We start from the raw sequence: 19,842 nt of genomic DNA, 5'->3' as shown, positions 1-19,842 counted from the left end.
ATCCCAGTTGGCAGCTGATGCTGGAAAGCGCCTGGGCCGAGCGTTACGGCCACTACGATGCGGCGCCTCGATCCTGCCGCTGACGCGGGCCTGCTCTGGCTGCCCTGCTCGGCGGCCTGCTGATCCTGCTTGGCCAGGCCAGAGGCTCCGCGCCCTGGCTGCGGCTCTGGGCCCAGCCAGGTCTGGGGGAGTCCATCTGGCTCAGCCTCTGGATAGCCTCTGCCTCCAGCCTGCTCAGCCTGCTGCTGGTCGCCCTCTTGCTGGCCCAGAGTGAAGGTCGCAGCGTCGCACTGCTGCGCCGCCTGCTCGCCCCCCTGCTGGCAATGCCCCATGTGGCCTTTGCCATCGGTTTGGTTTTCTCATCGCCCCTTCCGGCTGGTTGCTGCGGCTGGTCTCCCCCGGGATCACCGGACTGAGCCTGCCACCGGACTGGCAGACACTGCATGATCCCTGGGGACTGGGCCTCATCATCATGCTGGTCCTCAAAGAGGTGCCTTTCCTGCTGCTGATGGCGCTAGGTGCCCTGGAGCCTCCCCTGCTCGCCCGCCAACAGTGGCTGGGGCAAAGCCTCGGCTTTCGTCCGGCCCAGATCTGGTGGCGACTGATCCTGCCCAGCCTCTGGCCCAGTCTGCGCCTGCCGCTCTATGCGGTAGCCGCCTATGGCCTAGGGGTGGTCGATCTGGGGCTGCTGCTCGGCCCCACCCAACCGGCACCGCTGGCCGTGCGGCTCTGGCTCTGGTATCAGGATGCCGACCTGAGCTGGCGCGCCCTGGCCAACAACGGCGCCCTGCTGCTGTTTGGCCTCAATCTGTTGCTGCTCGTCGGCTTGCGCGCCCTTGAGTGGCTTCATCTGACCTGGGGCAAAGGCTGGATGCTCAATGGCCAACGCCAACGCCCCTCTGCCCGGCTGGTCCCGGCCCTGGCTGCCACCCTGTCCAGCCTGTTGCTGTCAGTCAATCTGCTGGTGCTGGCCGCCCTGATCCTCTGGTCCTTCACCCGCCGCTGGTCCTTCCCCGCTCCGTGGCCCAGCCAGTGGAGTGGGCGCCATTGGCAACAAGCGATCGGCGAGCTCGCTCTGCCCCTCGGCCACAGCACCTGGCTTGCCCTGTCGACTGCCATCGCGGCCCTCATTCTGGTGGTACTTGCCCTGGAAGCCCAGCGTGGACGCAGGCCCTGGCCGCTCTGGCTGATCTGCCTGCCGCTGTTGCTCCCCCAGGCCAGCCTGCTGCTGGGGGCCCGTCTTGGTGCCGACTGGCTCGGCCTGCCGGTCGGCAGCGCCCTGGTATTCTGGAGCCAGCTGTTGTTCGTCTATCCCTATGTTTATCTGTGCCTCTATGGTCCCTATCGTCAGTTTGACGATCGTCTGGTCCAGGCGGCCGCCACCCTGGGGGCCAATTCCTGGCAAACCTGGTGGCGGGTCAAGGGCCCCCTGTTGCGGCGTCCCTTGGCCTTTGCCTTCGCCGTGGGCGCCGCCGTCAGCCTGGCCCAATATTTGCCGACCCTGCTGTTTGGCGCCGGGCGCATCACCACGATCACGACCGACGCCGTGGCCATCGGCTCTGGCCTCAACCGCCGCCTCGCCAGTCTCTATGGCTTACTGCAATTGGCATTGCCGCTGGCGATCTACGCCCTGGCTCTGCGTCTGCCGCGCAGACCAAACCCGATGGAGACCACCTCATGACGCAGCCCCTGCACTTGGGCCCCCTGACCCTGGTTCTTCGCCAGCAGACACTGTTGCAACTGCCCGAGCGCCGCATAGCCCCCGGGGAGATCCTGACCCTGATGGGGCCAAATGGCTGTGGCAAGAGCTCGCTGCTGGCTGGCCTTGCCGGGGTGTTGCCCCCGGGAGGCCCCCTGCAACTTGTCGGTGAGATACGGCTCGGGACCCGCCTCCTCAGTACGCTGCCCGCTTATCAGCGCCGCATCGGCATGCTGTTTCAAGAAGATTTGCTGTTCGCCCACCTCTCGGTGGTCGAGAACCTGATGTTTGGCATGCCGGCCCATATCAAGGGCGCGGCGCGGCGCGAGCAAGCCCAGCAGGCCCTGACCCGAGTCGGACTGGCAGCGCTGGGCAATCGTCATACCGGCGCCCTCTCCGGCGGCCAGAAGGCGCGTGTCAGTCTGCTGCGTACCCTGCTCGCCGAGCCGGATGTGATCTTGCTCGATGAGCCTTTCGCGCGCCTCGACAAGCCACTGCGCGCCGCGTTTCGCACCTTGGTATTCGAAGAGATAGCCGGCCGTGCCATCCCGGCCATCCTGGTCAGCCATGATGAAGAGGATGCCCCCGCCACCATCCTGGATCTCGCCGCGATGGCGTCGCCTGCTACCCGCTATCCCCCTATCTCAGAGGACGATCCCCTTGTTTGACCGCCATGCCATTGTGTTGATCCGCCGTCCCTTGGCCTTGATCGCCCGTCCCCTGGCCCGCTGGGGCATCAGTGCCAACCAGATCAGCATCACCGGTTTCTTCATCGGCATGCTGAGCCTGCCCCTGCTCGCCTTCGGCCAGTTTGAGGAAGCCTTGATCTGCATCTTGCTCAATCGCATCATGGATGGGCTGGATGGCGCCATCGCCCGGATCCACGGCATCACCGACTGCGGTGGCTTCCTCGACATCACTCTCGACTTCATCTTCTACGCCGCCGTGGTATGGGGCTTTGCCCTGGCCAGTCCCGCCAATGCCCTGCCCGCCGCCACCCTGCTGTTCGCTTTCATGGGCACGGGGTCCAGTTTCCTGGCCTTTGCCATCATGGCGGGCAAACGTGGCATCGAGAATCCCGTCTACCATCACAAGTCACTCTACTACCTGGGAGGCCTGACCGAAGGCAGCGAAACCATCGCCCTGTTCGTGCTCATGTGCCTGCTCCCCCACTGGTTTGCTCCCCTGGCCTACGGCTTTGCCGCCTTGTGCCTCATCACGGTAGCGACCCGGCTCTGGAGTGGTTACCACAGCCTCAAGTCCTGAATCCGCAGAGCTGCTCTGACATTGACCCACGGCGGGGTGACCTGTAATCCTCGAGCACAGTGGCCACTTTTTCCCTCGGTTCGGCCCTTGCGCATCGCCATGGATCCACTACCATGGCGAAATCCTGTTTTCTATGCTGTTGGAAGCCTTATGCATCGTTTCATACCCTTGGCCGTACTCTTTCCCTTGCTCATCGGCTGCAGCAGCGCCGCTCACGAACCGGCTCCCGTACCCAAGGTTCAGACAAAGAGCAGCTTCCTGCTCACCCCACCACCCAAACAGGCATCTGGGGTGTTGGCGGGGGATTTTGCCAGCAACCCCGAGGTCAACAGCTTTATCAGCATGATGGTCAGCAAGCACGGCTTCGATCGGGCCGAGCTGCACAACACCCTCTCCCAGGCCTCTCGCGAGCAGTGGATCATCAACCTGATGGACCGTCAGGCACCGGTAGCTACAGGTCCAAGCGGACCTAATGGTGCCTGGAACCGCTATCGCGCCAAGTTCATCACTCCGGACAATGTGCAAAATGGTGTCAACTTCTGGCGCGACTATGAGACCGAACTCAATCGTGCCTCTGCCCAGTACGGCGTGCCCCCCGAGATCATCGTCGGCATCATAGGGGTCGAGACCCGCTGGGGCCGAGTGATGGGCAAAACCCCGATCCTGGATGCCCTGGCCACCCTGGCCTTTGACTATCCCCGCCGCGCCACCTTCTTCCGCGGCGAGCTGGAGCAGTTCCTGATCATGGCCCGCAACGAAGGGATCGATCCGAGCGAGCCGACCGGCTCCTACGCTGGCGCCATGGGCTACGGCCAGTTCATGCCGTCGAGTTTCCACGGCTATGCGGTCGACTTTGACGGCAACGGCCACACCAACCTCTGGGATCCTGTGGATGCCATCGGCAGCGTAGCCCACTACTTCCAGGCCCACGGCTGGCGCAAGGGCGATCAAGTGGCGGTCAGAGCCCAGGGCCAGGCACCCGGTTTTGAAACCGGCTTCCAGACAAGCTACAGCCTGGATACCCTGCGCAGGGCTGGCCTCTCACCCATAGCGCCACTCGGCGCCCACAGCAAGGCCAGCCTGTTGCGACTGGATGTCGGCAGCAGCTATCAGTACTGGTATGGTCTGCCGAACTTCTACGCCATCACCCGCTACAACCACAGCACCCACTACGCCATGGCGGTCTGGCAGCTGGGTCTGGCGGTCAAGGCTGCCCGTGGTTACTGACCCCGGATCAACAACATAAAAAAGGCCCTTTCGGGGCCTTTTTTATCTGTGGCATCACTCGTTTTCCAGCAACCAGCGTTTGAGCAGGGCCGCGAGCTGGACCTGCTCCTCCCGATTGAGGGGAGCAAGCAGTCGCCGCTCATTGGCCACATGGCGCTCGACCGCTTGGTCAATCAGGGCCAGACCTGTCTCGGTCAGATTGACCAGCAGGCTGCGTCTGTCATCCGGCGCCGCCTGGCGCTCGATGAGCCCCCGCAGCTCCAGCTTGTCGAGTCTGGCCGTCATGGCCCCCGAACTCAACATGGCAGACTGATAGAGTGCAGTCGGGGTCAGCGGCCCACCGGCCCGGCGCAGGGTCGCCAAGATATCGAAATCCGAGCCCAGCAACCCGCACTCCTTGAGCTCGTCACTCACCTCCCGTCCGGCGATGGCGGCCATGCGCGCCACACGGCCCAACACCCCCATCGGGCTGCAATCGAGATCGGGTCTCTGCCGTGCCCATTGAGCCAACAACTGGTCTACATGATCCTCTGCCATAACGCTGCCACTTATCTTTATATCGAGATACTTGATAGTAAAGCAAATCGCCGCTAATGTATCTTCACTTAAAGATACTCAACATTGAGATATGTCATGCCTGTCCTGATTGCCCTGCTCGCTCCCCTGTTGTGGGGCAGTACCTATGCCGTGGTCAGTCTCTACCTGATCGACTACTCCCCCTACTGGGTGGCCGTGTGGCGTGCCCTGCCCGCTGGGATACTGCTGTTGCTGCTTCATCCTCGCTGGCCGCCACTGCCCTGGGGCAAGCAGTTCCTGCTGGCGTTTTGCAACATCACCGCCTTCTTCGCGCTCTTGTTCGTCGCCGCCTTCCGGTTGCCGGGTGCGGTGGCCGGCACCCTGGGTGCAACCTTGCCGCTGGTGCTGATGGGGTTGGCCTGGTGGCAGGATGGCAAGCGACCCAGCCTGAAGTGGCTGCTACTCGGTCTGATGGGCCTCGCTGGTGTGCTGCTGCTGCTCAACCCTTCCGCCAATCTGGATCCTGTCGGCGTGACCTGCGCCCTGCTGGCTACCCTGCTCATCGGCCAGTCCAGCCGCTGGATGCAGCGCTGGCCGGTCAGCGATCTGCTGGCGCTGACCGCCTGGCAACTGCTGCTGGGCGGTCTGATGCTGATCCCGCTCGCCTGGAGCCTGGCGGGCCCTATGCCCTTGCCACAGGTGCAGGCGGCCCCAGGCCTTATCTGGCTGATCCTGCTCAACACGGCGCTGGCCTACTGGGCCTGGCTGTGGGGGCTCAAGCGCCACGGCCCGGAGGTGATGGGCATGCTGGCCCTCACCAACCCCATGGTGGCGGTCTCCTGCGGCGTGCTGATGGTGGGGGAAACGCTGGACGCTCGCCAATGGCTCGGCATCGGGGTGATCCTGCTATCTCTGTTCCTGATGAAGCTGCCTGCTCGCCCCTTCTTCAAGCGCTGGCAGGCCCGCCGGGCGAGCACCGGTCAGTGCGGCAGGCCGTGAGCACGACCCATCCAGCTCAAGCGCAATAAAAAAGAGGAGCCATCAAGGCTCCTCTTTTTATTGGCAGGTTCGCTTGTCAGCCTGAAACCAGGATCAGACGCCTGCCTTGGCCAGGGCCGCAGAGACAATCTGCTGGGCCTCTTGCTGGATCAGGTCCAGGTGCGCCTCGCCTTTGAAGCTCTCCATATAGATCTTGTAGATGGACTCGGTGCCCGAAGGGCGCGCCGCGAACCAGCCGTGCTCGGTGGTCACCTTGAGGCCGCCGATGGCGGCATCATTACCGGGCGCCCTGGTCAACTTGGCGGTGATGGGGTCACCCGCCAGGGTGGAGGCCTCCACCAGGGCTGGGTCCAGCTTGGCCAGCACCGCTTTTTGCGCGCTGTTGGCCGGGGCATCGATACGACGGTAGCTGGAGCGGCCAAATTTCGCTTCCAGGGCATCATAATGGGCCTGGGGATCTTTGCCGGTTACGGCCAGGATTTCGGCGGCCAGCAGGGCCAGGATGAAGCCGTCCTTGTCGGTGGTCCAGACGCTGCCATCCTTGCGCAGGAAGGAGGCGCCGGCACTCTCTTCGCCACCGAAACCGAACTCGCCGCTGTAGAGACCGTCCACGAACCACTTGAAGCCGACCGGCACCTCTTTCAGGGTGCGGCCAATCTCGCCGGCGACCCGGTCGATCATCGAAGAAGAAACGAGTGTCTTGCCGACCGCAGCCGCTTGTGGCCAGCCGGTTCTGTGGGTGAACAGATATTGGATGGCAACGGCCAGGTAGTGGTTCGGATTCATCAGCCCGGCGGGGGTGACTATGCCGTGCCTGTCGTAGTCAGGGTCGTTGCCCAGCGCGATGTCGAACTTGTCTTTCAGGGCAATCAGGCCCGCCATGGCAAAGGGGCTGGAGCAGTCCATGCGGATCTTGCCATCTTTATCCAGGGTCATGAAGGAGAAGGTGGGATCCACCTTGTAATTGACCACTTCGATGTTCAGACCATAGCGCTTGGCGATCACATCCCAGTAAGCCACACCGGAGCCGCCAAGGGGATCGACCCCTATCTTGATACCGGCCTGTTTGATGGCGCCCATATCCAGCACGTTGCCAAGGTCATCCACATAGGGGGTGACATAGTCGTGACGCACCACGAGCGGGCTCTTGAGGGCATCGCTAAACGGCATGCGTTTCACCCCGACCAAACCGGCTTCCAGAATGGCGTTGGCTCTGTCTTCCACCCACTTGGTGATCTCCCCTTCTGCTGGGCCGCCGTGGGGAGGGTTGTACTTGAAGCCACCGTCTTCCGGCGGATTGTGGGACGGGGTGATCACCACGCCGTCCGCCAGCGCCGCAGGCTTGCTGGCATTGTGATGCAAGATGGCATGGGAGATGACCGGAGTCGGCGTGAAACCCAGATCCGCCTCGATGCGGGTCTCGACGCCGTTGCCAGCCAACACCTCGACCGCGCTGGCGAAGGCTGACTCAGACAGGGCGTGGGTATCCATGCCGACAAACAGGGGCCCTGTGATGCCGGCCTGCTGGCGATATTCCACCAGCGCCTGGGTGACCGCCAGGATATGGGATTCGGTGAAGGCATTGTGCAGAGCGCTGCCACGGTGACCAGAGGTGCCAAAGGCGACGCGCTGTTCGGGGCGGCTCATGTCCGGCTTGTTGAGGTAGTAAGCGCTGACCAGACGGGGGATGTTGGTCAGGTCGCTTAAACGGGCCGGTTGACCGGCATGAGGATGCTGTGCCATGGCGTTATCCTTGCTGCTATATGCATTTGCTGCTTAACGAAACAGGCCCTTGCGAAGGCCCCGCACATTCAAAAATCAGAACCGTCTTAGCCTGAGCTCAGTGTCATACGGTGCTGCACGCCTCGGCAATCAAGGCTTCGTCATAACCCATGCTGGCCATCAGCTGGGCGACCATATTCTGCTTGCGACTGGTGTTGGTATTGGTGATAACCCAGAAAGGGGTATCCGGTACCGGTTTGGGTTTGGTAGTGCTGCCACTGGCGCGCAGGGCCTCGGGATCCTGTGAGAAATAGACGCGCTTTCGCCCTTTTATCTCGGTTGCCTGGGTAAAACGAACAGGGTCATCCCGGTAGAGCGCCCCCAACAACAGCATGAAACGGTTGATCGATTTATCCTCCTGCTGCAGGGCACCCGACGCCAGCAAGGCCTGTATCCCAGACATCTCCTGAGTGACAGGTGCCGGAATCTGAACGGTCAGTGGCTCGGCCTGGCTGGGCGCCTCGCTCACCTTGACTTGGGCGGACTGCTCCAGCAGGCGACGCAATATATCAGAGGCACTCTCGCCAATGTGACGGGTCTGACTGGCAATATAGAAGTAGAGATCGTCATCAAGTTCGATGGTTTTCATAGGGTTGGCGCTGGACTCACAGAAAGTGGGATGGTGCGATTATACATAGCCAGACCCGGCGGCCCAAGCGGCCCGTCAGATGTGCATGAATCTCCTCGAGAATACGGCATAATGGCGCATCAGATAGTGATCCAGGCCACCGTGGCGCATTTTTGGCCCACAGGAGCGCAAAACCTGAACCAGATGCCAGGATCCCCGGATAGACAGCACAGGAGAACAACCATTGTCAGCCCCCTCTTCAGCCTTGCCGCTGCTTAATCACAAGGATCAAGGCCAGGGCCCGGCCGTCGTTTTGATCCATGGCCTCTTTGGCAGCCTGGACAATCTGGGCCTGCTGGCTCGTGCACTGGCGGACCAGTATCGCGTCATCAGTCTGGACTTGCGCAACCACGGCGCCTCCTTTCACTCCATGGAGATGAGCTATCCCCTGATGGCGGCCGATCTGCTGACGCTGCTCGATAGCTTGCACATCGAGAAGGCGAACCTGATTGGCCACTCCATGGGAGGTAAAGTCGCCATGCAGGTGGCCAAGCAGGCGCCCACGCGGGTCGAACGCCTGATAGTGGCGGACATGGCGCCGGTCGCCTACCCCCACGCCCGTCACCAGAATGTGTTTGCCGGTCTCAACGCCACCCTGGCCAAGATGCCAAAGAGCCGCAACGAGGCAGAAACGCTGCTGGCAGAGCACATAGAGATCCCGGGCGTGCGCCAATTCCTGCTCAAATCCTTCGCCAAGGATGGCGTGGATTGGGGCTGGCGTTTCAACGTGGCTGCGCTGGAGCACAGCTACGCCAACATCATGGGCTGGCCGGATAGCCAGAGCCGTTTCGACGGGCCGACCCTATTTATCAAGGGCGGTGAGTCGGACTATATGCTGCCCGCCTATACCGAGACGGTGATGGCGCAATTCCCCGCAGCAAAGGCTCGGGTCATCGCCGGAACCGGCCACTGGCTACACGCCGAGAAGCCGGTTTTGTTCAACAAGTTGGTTGTGGATTTCCTGTCTATAGGCGGTTAACAGTTTCAAATCCTTTGTGATATAGTGCGGCCCGTCATAAGGAGTGTGCGCAATCCATGCTGAGCCAACACATTGAACTGATCGAGAGTCTGGGCCTGAAATTATTCTTCGTGGCCGTCTTTCTATTGATTGGCCTGGCTATCCAGGACGTACTCAAACGCGGCAACGTGCCCCGTTTCGGTCGCTTCATCGTCTGGCTGGTACTGTTTTTAGGTTGCGCGGGTTTTGTCGCCAAGGGGCTGATTGAACTGAGCTGGGAAGGCTCGGGTCTCGGCTAACAGCTCATAGATGAAGTATGGCCAAACAGCAAACTGATCGAACAACATTGGATCTGTTCGCAAATGAGAAGCGCCCCGGCAGGCCGAAAACCAATCCACTCCCCCGCGAGACCCAGCTCAAGATCAACAAGCGCAATCAGCTCAAGCGCGATCGGGAGAATGGACTGAAGCGGGTAGAGTTAAAGGTGGAAGCCGAAATGCTGGAGCGCCTGAACCAACTTGCGCTGCAACAGAACGTCAGCCGCGCCGAGCTGATCCAATCTATCCTGAAGCAACAGATCGACTCTGCTCTCGTGGCGGGTCAGCTGATCTGACCGTTAAGCATCAACACCAAATACGGGTAACTAAACACTATGGCAAGTGTAGGTCTGTTTTTCGGCAGCGATACCGGTAATACCGAAGCTGTCGCCAAGATGATCCAGAAAGAACTGGGCAAACAACTGATTGAAGTCCGTGACATCGCCAAGAGCAGCAAGGCCGACATCGACAGCTTCAGCCTGCTGATGTTCGGTATCCCGACTTGGTACTACGGCGAAGCCCAAGCCGACTGGGATGACTTCTTCCCGGAACTCGAAGAAATCGACTTCACCGACAAACTGGTTGCCATCTTCGGGTGCGGTGATCAGGAAGACTATTCCGAGTACTTCCTCGATGCCATGGGCACCCTGCGTGACATCGTCGAGGCCAAGGGCGCCATCATCATTGGTCACTGGCCGACTGCGGGCTACGACTTCGAGGCCTCTAAGGCCCTGGTCGATGACAAGCACTTCGTCGGCTTGGGAATCGATGAGGATCGCCAACCAGAACTGACCGCCGAGCGCGTCAAGGGCTGGAGCAAGCAGATCCATGAAGAGATGTGCCTCGCCGAACTTGAGTGAGTCACTTCTACTAAAAAAACGGCCTACGAGCCGTTTTTTATGGGATGTAATTAGCCCTGGAGATCACGTCATCGACTCACAGCGTCCCCCTGCGCTCCTTGCGCTGGCGGACATAGAGCGTGCGCTTGATCTCGGCGACCAGCTCACCCTTGTGATCTTTTACCAGTACATCAAACTCAGGGAAGTGTTTGTCCCCCTGACGGGTCGCCGCCAGGATCGAAGCCAGCTTGGCCTCGGTCAGGTTGAACTCGGCCACCAGCTTGCCCTTGCCTGGCTTGATGTAGTTGATGCTGCCCGCCTTGTCCCACACATAGTAGTGGTTCTTGAAATACCCCATCAACATCAAGGGGTAGATGGGGGTCCGTCATGGCAAACATGCTGCCACCAAACTGGGTACGGTTGGCATTTTTGTTCCACCACCGCGACTTGAGGCTGACCCGGCAAGTACGAAAGTCATCGCTAAGCAGCTCTATCTTGATGCCAGCCCCCCAGAAAGGAGGCCAGGCATTGAGGGCGCGGCGCACCCAGGCCGCATTGTCAAAAAGCCAATCCATGGATCTCATCCGACCAGACAAACAGGTGTTACATCTTAACAACAATCAACGACCTGACAAGGGGGCGAAAATAATCTAATGCTCGCCCCCTTCTGATTAATCATGGCTAAAGCCCTTGAATTACTAGGTTTATTTTTTGTGACCACAAGACCTATAATGACATCTGACATGAGTTGAAGGTTGCCATTCCCGCGCCAGTCACTCAGAATAACCCCACCTTCGAGAATGCGAATAAGTGAATATGCCAGACAATAATCAAGCGTTAAAAAAGGCCGGGCTCAAGATCACACTGCCGCGTGTCAAGATCCTCGAGATCCTGCAGCAGCCGGAATGCCAGCACACCAGTGCCGAAGACCTCTACAAACGACTGATCGATCATGGTGAAGAGATTGGTCTGGCGACCGTGTATCGCGTTCTGAACCAGTTTGATGATGCAGGCATCGTCACCCGTCACCACTTTGAAGGCGGCAAGTCCGTGTTTGAGTTGTCGACCCAGGAGCACCATGACCACCTGGTTTGCCTCGACTGTGGCAAGGTGATCGAGTTCTCCGATGAAGTGATAGAACAGCGTCAGCGTGACATCGCCAAGCATCACAATATTCGGCTGACCAATCACAGCCTCTATCTGTATGGTCACTGCGCCAACGGTGACTGCAAGCACGACGAGTAAACTTGCCTGTGCGTCGCAGACAATAAAAAAGCCAGCATCGCGCTGGCTTTCTTTTTGGCTCAAATCCGGGCAAGTGGCAGGGTCTCCCCTGCCCGCTTTCCCTATACATCAGCCTTCGGCTTTGCCCCAGACGTCACGCAGTGCAACGGTGCGGTTGAACACCAGCTGCTCCGGGCTGGAGAGCTTGCTGTCGGCGCAGAAATAACCTTCACGCTCGAACTGGTAGGCAAACTCCGGCTTGGCATTTTTGAGGGAGGCCTCGACACGAGCCCCTGCAATGACTATCAGGGAGTCCGGGTTCAGGGCCGCTTCGACGTCTTGCTCGGCGCCAGGGTTTGGCATCTTGAACAGGCGGTCGTAGAGACGGATTTCGGCTGGCAGTGAGTGAGTGGCGCTGACCCAGTGGATCACCCCCTTCACCTTGCGACCGTCTGCCGGATCCTTGCCCAGGGTGTCCGGATCGTAGGAGCAGTAGATGCAAGTCACCTTGCCATCCGCATCCTTCTCGACCCGTTCGGCCTTGATGACATAGGCGTTGCGCAGGCGCACTTCCTTGCCCAGCACCAATCGCTTGAACTGCTTGTTGGCTTCTTCCTTGAAGTCCGCTTCATCGATGAAGATCTCGCGGCCAAAAGGCAGCTCACGGGTGCCCATCTCGGCATTGTTCGGATGTGCCGGGGCAGTCAGCATTTCGTCAGCCGACAAGTTCTCAATCACCACCTTGAGGGGATGCAACACCGCCATGGCGCGCGGGGCGTTCTCATTGAGATCGTCCCGAATGCAGGCTTCCAGCATGCTCATCTCGACGATGTTGTCCTGCTTGGTCACGCCGATGCGTTTGCAGAACTCACGAATGGCTCCCGGGGTATAACCACGACGACGCAGACCAGACACGGTCAACATGCGAGGATCATCCCATCCATTGACATGCCCCTCGGTCACCAGCAGGTTCAGCTTGCGCTTGGACATGACGGTGTATTCGAGGTTCAGACGGGAGAACTCGTACTGACGGGGTGGCAATCGATGCTGATATTGTCCAGCACCCAGTCGTATAGACGGCGGTTATCCTGGAACTCCAGGGTACAGAGGGAGTGGGTGATCCCCTCCAGGGCGTCCGAGATGCAGTGGGTGAAGTCGTACATCGGATAGATGCACCACTTGTCACCGGTCTGGTGGTGGTGGGCAAACTTGATGCGATAGATAACGGGATCGCGCATCACCATGAAGGGAGATGCCATGTCGATCTTGGCGCGCAGGCAGGCGCTGCCTTCGGCCATCTCACCGTTCTTCATCTTGGCAAACAGCGCCAGGTTCTCTTCGACGCTGCGCTCGCGGAAGGGGCTGTTCTTGCCGGCTTCAGTCAGGGTGCCACGATACTCGCGCATCTGCTCGGGAGAGAGCTCGTCCACATAGGCCAGACCCTTCTCGATCAGCTCGATGGCATAGCCGTGCAGCTTGTCGAAATAGTCGGAGGAGTAGCAGATCTCGCCGCTCCACTCGAAGCCGAGCCACTGTACGTCCTGCTTGATGGACTCGACGTACTCTATATCTTCCTTGACCGGGTTGGTGTCATCGAAGCGCAGGTTGCATTGGCCCTGGTAGTCCTTGGCGATGCCGAAGTTCAGACAGATGGACTTGGCATGGCCGATATGGAGATAACCGTTCGGCTCGGGAGGGAAACGGGTATGCACACTCTTGTGCTTACCACTGGCCAGATCTTCATCGATGATCTGACGAATAAAATTGGTTGGGCTGCTCGCCTCGGTCATGAATTCACCTCGAATGTCTCAGCTCGTGGGGCAACCGCACGCCCCCCGCTTAGAAACCAACAATGATCCACTATTCATCCATGAGGCTCAACAGGAATTTACCGCCACAACCCGTGTTCCACCACAGTTACCGCCCTTCGCACCGAGGGAGCCCCGCTTCCCGGTCGGAAGCGACTCATCCCGCAACAACTTGCTATCAACCGAGCTGATGAATTCGGTACAAAAATGCAACGCCGACGACTTGGTCTTGGCCACACTATTTGCATGCGCACAGGCACGATTCTGTTTATGGCCGTGATTTCAATATTAAAAGTGGGTAATGTGAAATGAATCAACAATCATTAAGCATCTTCCAAAGTTCGTCACCGCAGTATTATATTAACAATCTCATTACTTTTTCTGTGACATCAGGAGAGATGGCCGACAACACTGGCCGATCTTTCCCCCGTTCCACTCGTCTGACCCTCATACAGGTAGCTGAACCATGTCCTATCCCTTATCAAGACGTGAATTCATCAAACAGTGCGTCATAGCCGGCATTGCCGTCTACAGCGCCCCGCTTCTCGCCAACCTTTCCTTGTCCGGCATGGAAGATGAGGTCTTCGCTCCCGAGTTGCTCAGCCAGTGGAAACAAGGCGGCAAGATCAAGTTTCGCAGCGACGGTCTGGCCAAAGTCACAGGCCAGAAGATCTACAGTCGGGATTATCGCGCGCAGGATCTGGCAGGCTGGCCATCCCAGCAGCAACATGCACTGCTGATCCGGGCCGACAAGGCGGATCGCATCTATCTGGGACTGGATCTCTCCATGTTGCCCGCCAATGCCCAGCCCAGCCGGGTGCTTACCGCTGCCGACCTGGTCCGCGATGGCGTCGAACTCCCATCCTTCTACGGCATCAACATGATGGTGAGCGAAGGAAGTACCCCGGACTATCTGGGGCATGCGGTTGCCATGCTGTTCTTCCCGGATTTCGCCACCTTCAACAGAGCCAAGCAAATACTGCAGTTCAACGGCAAGGTGGTGCGCTACGGCGACGTGACACCGCTGATTGCCGCCTCCCGCGATCCCTGGGCTTGCTGGCGCATCGTGCGGATCGAGGGCAAGCTAGGCATGAGTGATCAGTACAGTGCCTTGAAGAACGGGCTCTTCTTTCCGGCTATCGCCAGCCACCTGCCGGTATGGCCAACCCCAAATGCCAGTGGCAATGCGGGCGAGCAGGGCATGTATCAGGCCGAACTCGTCCATAAAGAGCTGGAGAGCGAGGATGCCCTGGTGCTGGATCGCACCTATCAGACCCAGTTCATCGAACCCATGATGATGGAGACGGAAAACGCCAACGGCTGGTTCGACGCCAAGGAGCGCACCATGCACCTGGTGGTGAGCACCCAGTCCCCCCACGACTTCTACTACGAAGCCGCCGAGATGCTGGCCAAAGGCCCGCTGGCAGGCAAGGTCGACAAGCTGGTAGTGCACTCACCTTTCATAGGGGGAGGTTTCGGGGCCAAGGATCACACCATATTTCCCTTTTACGGCCTGCTCGCAACCCTTTATGCCGACGGCCCGATACGCCTGGCCAATGATCGCTTCGAACAGTTCCAAGGGGGGCTCAAGCGTCACCCATTCAGCATGCAAAACAAGCTGGTAGTCGATAAACAGAGTGGCAAGTTTCGCGCCCTGATCGCCGCCATGACCGTTGACGGTGGCGGTCGCCTGAACTTCACCGGCTCGGTGGCCAGCGTGGGCGCCAGTGCCATTCAGGGGGTTTACTACCTGCCCAAGAATGACATCACGGCTGTCGCCCTGCCCTCCGAAAACCCGGATTGTGGCTCCATGCGTGGCTATGGCTCCCTGCAAACCATGGCGGCCATGGAGATGATGGTCAACGAAGCGGCTGCGCTGCTGAAGATGGATCCCCTCGAACTACGTCGCCGCAATCTGATCAAGCCCGGCCAGCCCAATACCCAGGGTGCGATTCCCGAAGGGAATAACCGCTATCCCGAGATCCTGGCGATGGCTGAGCAGCATGAGCTATGGGCCCAGCGCCAGAGCAGGAAGCAGGCCTATGAAGCCCAACATCCGGATCGCCTGCACGGGACAGGCTTCAGTATCACCACCAAGGATTACGGCACCGGCGCCGTGGCCCCCTCGGCCTGTGTCGAGCTGACCAGCAAGGGGGAAATCCTTCTCAAGATCAGCGGCATGGAGATGGGTACCGGGATCCAGACCTCACAAGCCGAGATCGTCAGCCGCTACTTCGGCCAGCCAGCCGACACCATAGATCTCGCCGAAATTGCACTCTGGGAAAGCTTCAAGCTGGTCGAAACCGATAACCCCTACACCATCTCCCAGGAACGCCAGGACGAGATGCAGAAGAACCCGCGCTGGACGCTGGCCATTCCGCAGGCTTCTTCCGCCTCCATCTCCTCCTATTTCCAGAGTCACGCCACCGCCACCGCAGCCCGCATCCTGTTTGAACAGAGCCTCTGGCCGACGGCGACAGCCATCTGGCGCAAGCAGTACTTCGTCGGTCAGGCCGGTCTGGATCTGGGTCCCTCCAGCGAGGCAAGCTGGACCGATGCGGGGCTGACGACCCGTGGCATGCCGCCGCTGCCGCTCTCCCTGCTGGCGGCCCACGCCCATGCCAAGGGTCTCATTACCGGTGCCATGGTACACAGCTTCAACCGCTGGGCCTGGGCCGAGTGCGACTTCCCCCTCGAAGGCCAGAGTCTGCGCCTGCCCATCGATGCGCTGGCGATACGCTATGGCGACGGCGCCAGCAGCGAGCAACGTGCACAGGCCGATGCCAACGGCTACCACCTGCTCGATCGCACTCAGGCCTACTACCCCAAGACCAGCCTGAACAACGCCATGGTGACCTACTACGCCCCTTGCGCCACTCTGGTCGAGGTCGCCCTGGAGAAGGGCTCGGGCAAAGTGCACATCTTGTCGGCCCACAGCTGGCTGGACGCAGGTCGGGTCATAGTCCCGGAGCTGGTGGAAGGTCAGATCCAGGGCGGCCTGGCCATGGGGGTGGGTCATGCCCTGTATGAATACCTACCCGCCGGACAGGAAGGGCCGGGCAACGGCACCTGGAACCTGAACCGCTATCGTGTGCCCAGCGCCGATCAGCTGCCAGTCTGGAACTTCACCCACACCCTGCTCGATCCCCTCTCGCCGACCGATGCCACCAAGGGCATAGGCGAAGTGGTGATGATCCCCGTAGTGGCAGCTCTGGTTGAAGCCATCTATCAGGCGAGCGGCACCCGTTTCTATCATCTTCCCGTGACAGCAACCGACATTCAGAAGGCCATCCAATGACCACAGTAACCATGACCATCAATGACCGTCTCGTCGGCCCGCTCGAGGTGGATGACAACACCATGATGCTCGACTTCCTGCATGAGTATGTGAATCTGACCGGTACCAAGTTCGGCTGTGGCATTGGGGTCTGCCACGCCTGCACCATAGTCGTCGACAAGGAGGATGGCACCAGCGAGAGCGTACGCACCTGCATCAACGGCGTGGGTCGCTTCAACGGCAAGCGAGTGCGCACCGTGGAAGGGCATGCCAAACGCAATAGCGTGGGCAAAATAATCGCTCTGAGCCCAGTGCAACAAACCTTCCTGGATCACTTCTCCTTCCAGTGCGGCTGGTGCACTTCGGGCTTTGTCAACGAGACCACTGTCCTGCTCGAACGCCTGCGCAAACAGCCGGTGAAGATGGCCGATCTGGAGCAGACCATCTCGGCGGCACTGAACGATCACGTCTGTCGCTGTACGGGTTACAAGAAATACTACGAGGGGGTCAAAGCCATGCTCATCAAAGAAGGAGTGGTCAAATGATGCACCTCTCCAGACTGGCATTGGCCCCTCTCCTCGGCATGGGGGTCATCGCAGGCGTCCAGGCTCAGGATCCCTTGGTTGAGCAAGGGCGCTACCTGGCCAAGATCGGTGACTGTGCCGCCTGCCATACCACCGAAAGCGGCCAGACCTACGCGGGGGGATTGGCGTTTAAAACCCCCTTTGGCGTCATCTACTCCACCAACATCAGTGCTGACAAAAAGCAGGGCATCGGCGACTACAGCTACCAAGATTTTTATGACGTGATGCACAACGGCAAGGCGCCAAAAGGGCGTCTCTATCCCGCCATGCCCTACACCTCCTATCACCTGGTCACGGATGCCGACATGAAGGCGCTCTACGCCTACTTCATGCAGACCAAACCAGCAGCGCCCCCCAATAGAGCCAATGGGGTCGGCTTCCCCTTCAACGTGCGCACCGGGCTATTGGGCTGGAACCTAGTGGCTCATGAGGACACCGCCTTCATACCCGACTCAACAAAAAGCGCCAATTGGAACAGAGGTCGCTATCTGGTTGATGGGCTGGGTCACTGTGGCGAGTGCCATACACCGCGTAACATCTTCATGGCAATGGACTCCTCCCACTATCTGCAAGGGGCCAGGATTGAAGGGGTGATGGCGCCCAACATCACCGCCACCGAGTTAAGGCGCCAAGGCTGGACTCAGGAGTCACTGGCCAGGCTGCTGAAAAAAGGCTACTCGGTCAAAGGGAGTGTCTTCGCTGGCATGTATCCGGTGGTGGAGAAGAGCTTTGCCTATCTGACCCAGGAAGATATGCATGCAGTGACCAGCTACCTGCTCGACAGCGATACGCCGCTGCCATCCCCCGAGACCAAGGCTGTCACCCTGGATACCCAGCATCCCGGTTATGCCCTCTATCGCAACTACTGCACCGGCTGCCATGGCCAAGATGGTCAAGGCAAGCCGAATGTGACCCCTGCCCTGTCCAGCAATGGGACCCTGGATCAGCAGAGCCCAGTCAACACCCTGGCCATACTGCTGCATGGGATCCCGGCCCAGGGCTACAGTCAGATCGAGCGTTTTGCCCCCATGCCAGGTTATATCGATGAGATGAGCGAGCAGGAGCTGGCAGACCTGGCCAACTTCCTGCGCCAGACCTGGGCCAACCAGCCCGCCAAGGTGAGTGCCGACGAGGTCAAGGCGCTTAAACAGGAGCTGGCCGAGTATCATGAGTGACCATAACGTCGACGTAGTGCGCCAAAGCTTGAGCTGGCTCGCCCAGGGCAGATCTGTCTGGCTGTGCAGCATAGTGGCCACCTATGGCTCGGCCCCTCGGCCAAGGGGGGCACTGTTTGCCACCGATGGGCGCTGTCGCAGCGGCTCCATCTCCGGAGGTTGCATCGAGGACGCCTTTGTCGAGAAGCTGGCCAGGGGGGAGCACGACGCACCGCTGAGCCTGCTTGACTATGGCGCTCACCTGACCCCCGATGGCAATCAGTTCGAGCTGCCGTGCGGTGGGAGCATCCAGCTACTGGTCGAGCACCTGATACCAGGCGATGAAGCCATGCAAGACTTGCAGCAATGGCTTGCCTTGCTCCAAGGTGCAACCTCCTTCGTGCGAGAGGTCCGTATTGCACAAAGGGAGAGGACCTACCTGAGCGGCGAGATCCCTGGCCGGGACGAACCCGGGATCGTTCGACTCGGCTATGCCCAGCGCTGGCGTCTGCTGCTGCTGGGGATCAGCCAGGTGAGCGAACAAGTGGCCAGGCTCGGGCAGGCCGCCGGTTTTGAGGTATTGCTATGTGATACCCGCGACGCATACCGCTTTGACTGGCATTGGGGGCCTGAGCAGGGTGGCATTGAGGTACAGTGGTGCGATCCTGAACGTTTTGTCGAACGTCACGCCAATGCCCAGAGCGCCGTGCTCGCCCTGGCACACGACCCCCGCATCGATGATGCCGGACTGATGGCTGCGCTCGAATCTGACGCCTTCTATCTGGGGGCCATGGGCTCGATACGCACCAGTGAACGCCGACGGGAACGACTGCGGCGGATAGGCGATGCCAGCCAGCCGCAACTGGCGCGGATCCATGCCCCTATCGGGTTTCCTATCGGCAGCAAGTCCCCGATCGAAATCGCCATCGCCACCCTGGCCGAGGTTATCGCCGTCCGCCATGGCATCCGCATGAGGCTTCAGCAAGATGCAACCTGAGCGGGTTGCCCTGCTGCTGGCCGCCGGCTTCTCCCGTCGCTACGGCAGTGACAAGCGCCTGGCGGGGTCACCTCCGCTGATACTGCGCACCCTCTCTACCCTGCTCCCCTACCATGATTGCGTGCTGGTCGTACTCAGGCAGCAAGATGAAGCATTACAGCAACTGTTGGCACCAAGCGGTGCAGTCATTACCCAGGTAGCGACCGATGGCGGGCTGGGGGACAGCCTGGCCCATGGCGTGCGTACCCTGCTCAGCCAGCAGAGGTCCATCCACAGTCTGCTGGTGGTACTGGCCGACATGCCTCACCTCTCCCCCAGCAGCCTGCAAGCCTTGCAGGCAGCCCAGGATGGCGACTCGCTGGTGCGCCCAGTCTATCAGGGCGAGCAGGGTCATCCCGTCAGTTTCCCCGCCGATCTGCTGCCCGAGCTTGCCCGGATCTCTGGTGATAGAGGCGCCAAGCGGGTGCTGGATCGCCACACCGACCGCCTGATCTGTCTGACACTCAACGATCCCGGCTGCGTGCAGGATATCGACTGGCCTGAGGATCCCCTCTGAGCCAGCGCGCT

At 60.0% G+C, this 19,842-nt stretch carries 17 protein-coding genes and 3 pseudogenes; 15 read left to right on the top strand and 5 right to left on the bottom strand.

Annotation, left to right across the window (positions count from 1 at the left end):
* Positions 1–95 precede the first annotated feature (95 nt).
* The 4 genes and pseudogenes from G113_RS05305 to mltB all read left to right on the top strand — a co-directional run bounded on the left by G113_RS05305 (position 96) and on the right by mltB (position 4,192).
* Positions 96–1,681: pseudogene (locus tag G113_RS05305) on the top strand (ABC transporter permease).
* Positions 1,678–2,367 carry an ATP-binding cassette domain-containing protein gene (locus tag G113_RS05300; protein ID WP_005894887.1) on the top strand — a complete coding sequence of 230 codons (690 nt, stop codon included), beginning with the start codon at positions 1,678–1,680 and terminating at the stop codon, positions 2,365–2,367. Before G113_RS05305 ends, G113_RS05300 begins: the two are co-directional and overlap by 4 nt.
* Entirely contained in the window at positions 2,360–2,965 is a 606-nt protein-coding gene (locus G113_RS05295; protein WP_005894884.1) for a CDP-alcohol phosphatidyltransferase family protein, read from the top strand. The genes G113_RS05300 and G113_RS05295 overlap by 8 nt, the downstream gene beginning before the upstream one ends.
* Before the next feature lie 150 nt (positions 2,966–3,115).
* A complete protein-coding gene (mltB, locus tag G113_RS05290; protein ID WP_005894881.1) occupies positions 3,116–4,192 on the top strand; it encodes a lytic murein transglycosylase B in 1,077 nt (358 codons plus the stop codon).
* A 54-nt stretch (positions 4,193–4,246) separates the two neighbouring features.
* Here the strand turns inward: mltB and G113_RS05285 are convergent, their stop codons facing one another.
* A complete protein-coding gene (locus tag G113_RS05285) occupies positions 4,247–4,729 on the bottom strand; it encodes a MarR family winged helix-turn-helix transcriptional regulator (RefSeq protein WP_005894878.1) in 483 nt (160 codons plus the stop codon).
* A gap of 96 nt (positions 4,730–4,825) precedes the next feature.
* On the opposite strand from G113_RS05285, the gene G113_RS05280 reads away from it, so the two are divergent.
* Positions 4,826–5,707, top strand: coding sequence for a DMT family transporter (locus tag G113_RS05280; protein ID WP_005894875.1), 882 nt, complete (start codon positions 4,826–4,828; stop codon positions 5,705–5,707).
* 93 nt (positions 5,708–5,800) lie between these two features.
* Here the strand turns inward: G113_RS05280 and pgm are convergent, their stop codons facing one another.
* Positions 5,801–7,450 (bottom strand): phosphoglucomutase (alpha-D-glucose-1,6-bisphosphate-dependent), encoded by a 1,650-nt coding sequence (gene pgm / locus G113_RS05275; RefSeq protein WP_005894872.1) that lies wholly within the window; start codon positions 7,448–7,450, stop codon positions 5,801–5,803.
* Positions 7,451–7,553: 103 nt separating this feature from the next.
* Positions 7,554–8,078, bottom strand: a complete 525-nt coding sequence (gene seqA / locus G113_RS05270; RefSeq protein WP_005894868.1) for a replication initiation negative regulator SeqA — start codon at positions 8,076–8,078, stop codon at positions 7,554–7,556.
* 223 nt (positions 8,079–8,301) lie between these two features.
* On the opposite strand from seqA, the gene G113_RS05265 reads away from it, so the two are divergent.
* The 4 genes from G113_RS05265 to fldA are packed head-to-tail and all read left to right on the top strand — an operon-like array spanning position 8,302 to position 10,252.
* Positions 8,302–9,096 (top strand): alpha/beta fold hydrolase, encoded by a 795-nt coding sequence (locus tag G113_RS05265; RefSeq protein ID WP_005894866.1) that lies wholly within the window; start codon positions 8,302–8,304, stop codon positions 9,094–9,096.
* 56 nt (positions 9,097–9,152) lie between these two features.
* A complete protein-coding gene (locus G113_RS05260; protein WP_005894863.1) occupies positions 9,153–9,374 on the top strand; it encodes a DUF2788 domain-containing protein in 222 nt (73 codons plus the stop codon).
* 17 nt (positions 9,375–9,391) lie between these two features.
* Positions 9,392–9,688, top strand: coding sequence for a LexA regulated protein (ybfE, locus tag G113_RS05255; RefSeq protein WP_005894861.1), 297 nt, complete (start codon positions 9,392–9,394; stop codon positions 9,686–9,688).
* Positions 9,689–9,727: 39 nt separating this feature from the next.
* On the top strand, positions 9,728–10,252 hold the full coding sequence (gene fldA / locus G113_RS05250; RefSeq protein WP_005894859.1) for a flavodoxin FldA: 525 nt from the start codon (positions 9,728–9,730) through the stop codon (positions 10,250–10,252).
* 76 nt (positions 10,253–10,328) lie between these two features.
* Here the strand turns inward: fldA and G113_RS05245 are convergent.
* Positions 10,329–10,806, bottom strand: a pseudogene (locus G113_RS05245) (DUF4442 domain-containing protein).
* A gap of 241 nt (positions 10,807–11,047) precedes the next feature.
* Between G113_RS05245 and fur the strand changes: the two are divergent.
* Positions 11,048–11,476: a ferric iron uptake transcriptional regulator gene (fur, locus tag G113_RS05240; protein ID WP_005894855.1), complete on the top strand. Its 429-nt coding sequence runs from the start codon at positions 11,048–11,050 to the stop codon at positions 11,474–11,476.
* A 108-nt stretch (positions 11,477–11,584) separates the two neighbouring features.
* Here the strand turns inward: fur and glnS are convergent.
* Positions 11,585–13,245: pseudogene (gene glnS / locus G113_RS05235) on the bottom strand (glutamine--tRNA ligase).
* Between the two features lie 484 nt (positions 13,246–13,729).
* On the opposite strand from glnS, the gene G113_RS05230 reads away from it, so the two are divergent.
* From G113_RS05230 to G113_RS05210, 5 genes are read left to right on the top strand one after another with little or no spacing between them, the layout of a single operon-like run.
* Positions 13,730–16,561, top strand: coding sequence for a xanthine dehydrogenase family protein molybdopterin-binding subunit (locus G113_RS05230; protein WP_005894852.1), 2,832 nt, complete (start codon positions 13,730–13,732; stop codon positions 16,559–16,561).
* A complete protein-coding gene (locus G113_RS05225) occupies positions 16,558–17,085 on the top strand; it encodes a (2Fe-2S)-binding protein (RefSeq protein WP_005894849.1) in 528 nt (175 codons plus the stop codon). The genes G113_RS05230 and G113_RS05225 overlap by 4 nt, the downstream gene beginning before the upstream one ends.
* A complete protein-coding gene (locus tag G113_RS05220) occupies positions 17,082–18,299 on the top strand; it encodes a cytochrome c (RefSeq protein WP_005894847.1) in 1,218 nt (405 codons plus the stop codon). Before G113_RS05225 ends, G113_RS05220 begins: the two co-directional genes overlap by 4 nt.
* Complete coding sequence (locus tag G113_RS05215) at positions 18,292–19,275, top strand: XdhC family protein (protein ID WP_005894843.1); 984 nt, start codon at positions 18,292–18,294, stop codon at positions 19,273–19,275. The genes G113_RS05220 and G113_RS05215 overlap by 8 nt, the downstream gene beginning before the upstream one ends.
* Positions 19,265–19,831: a nucleotidyltransferase family protein gene (locus G113_RS05210; protein ID WP_005894841.1), complete on the top strand. Its 567-nt coding sequence runs from the start codon at positions 19,265–19,267 to the stop codon at positions 19,829–19,831. The genes G113_RS05215 and G113_RS05210 overlap by 11 nt, the downstream gene beginning before the upstream one ends.
* Positions 19,832–19,842: the final 11 nt, after the last annotated feature.

The organism is Aeromonas molluscorum 848 (assembly GCF_000388115.1).
Lineage (GTDB): Bacteria > Pseudomonadota > Gammaproteobacteria > Enterobacterales > Aeromonadaceae > Aeromonas > Aeromonas molluscorum.
This window is presented reverse-complemented; position numbering and strand designations above follow the sequence as displayed.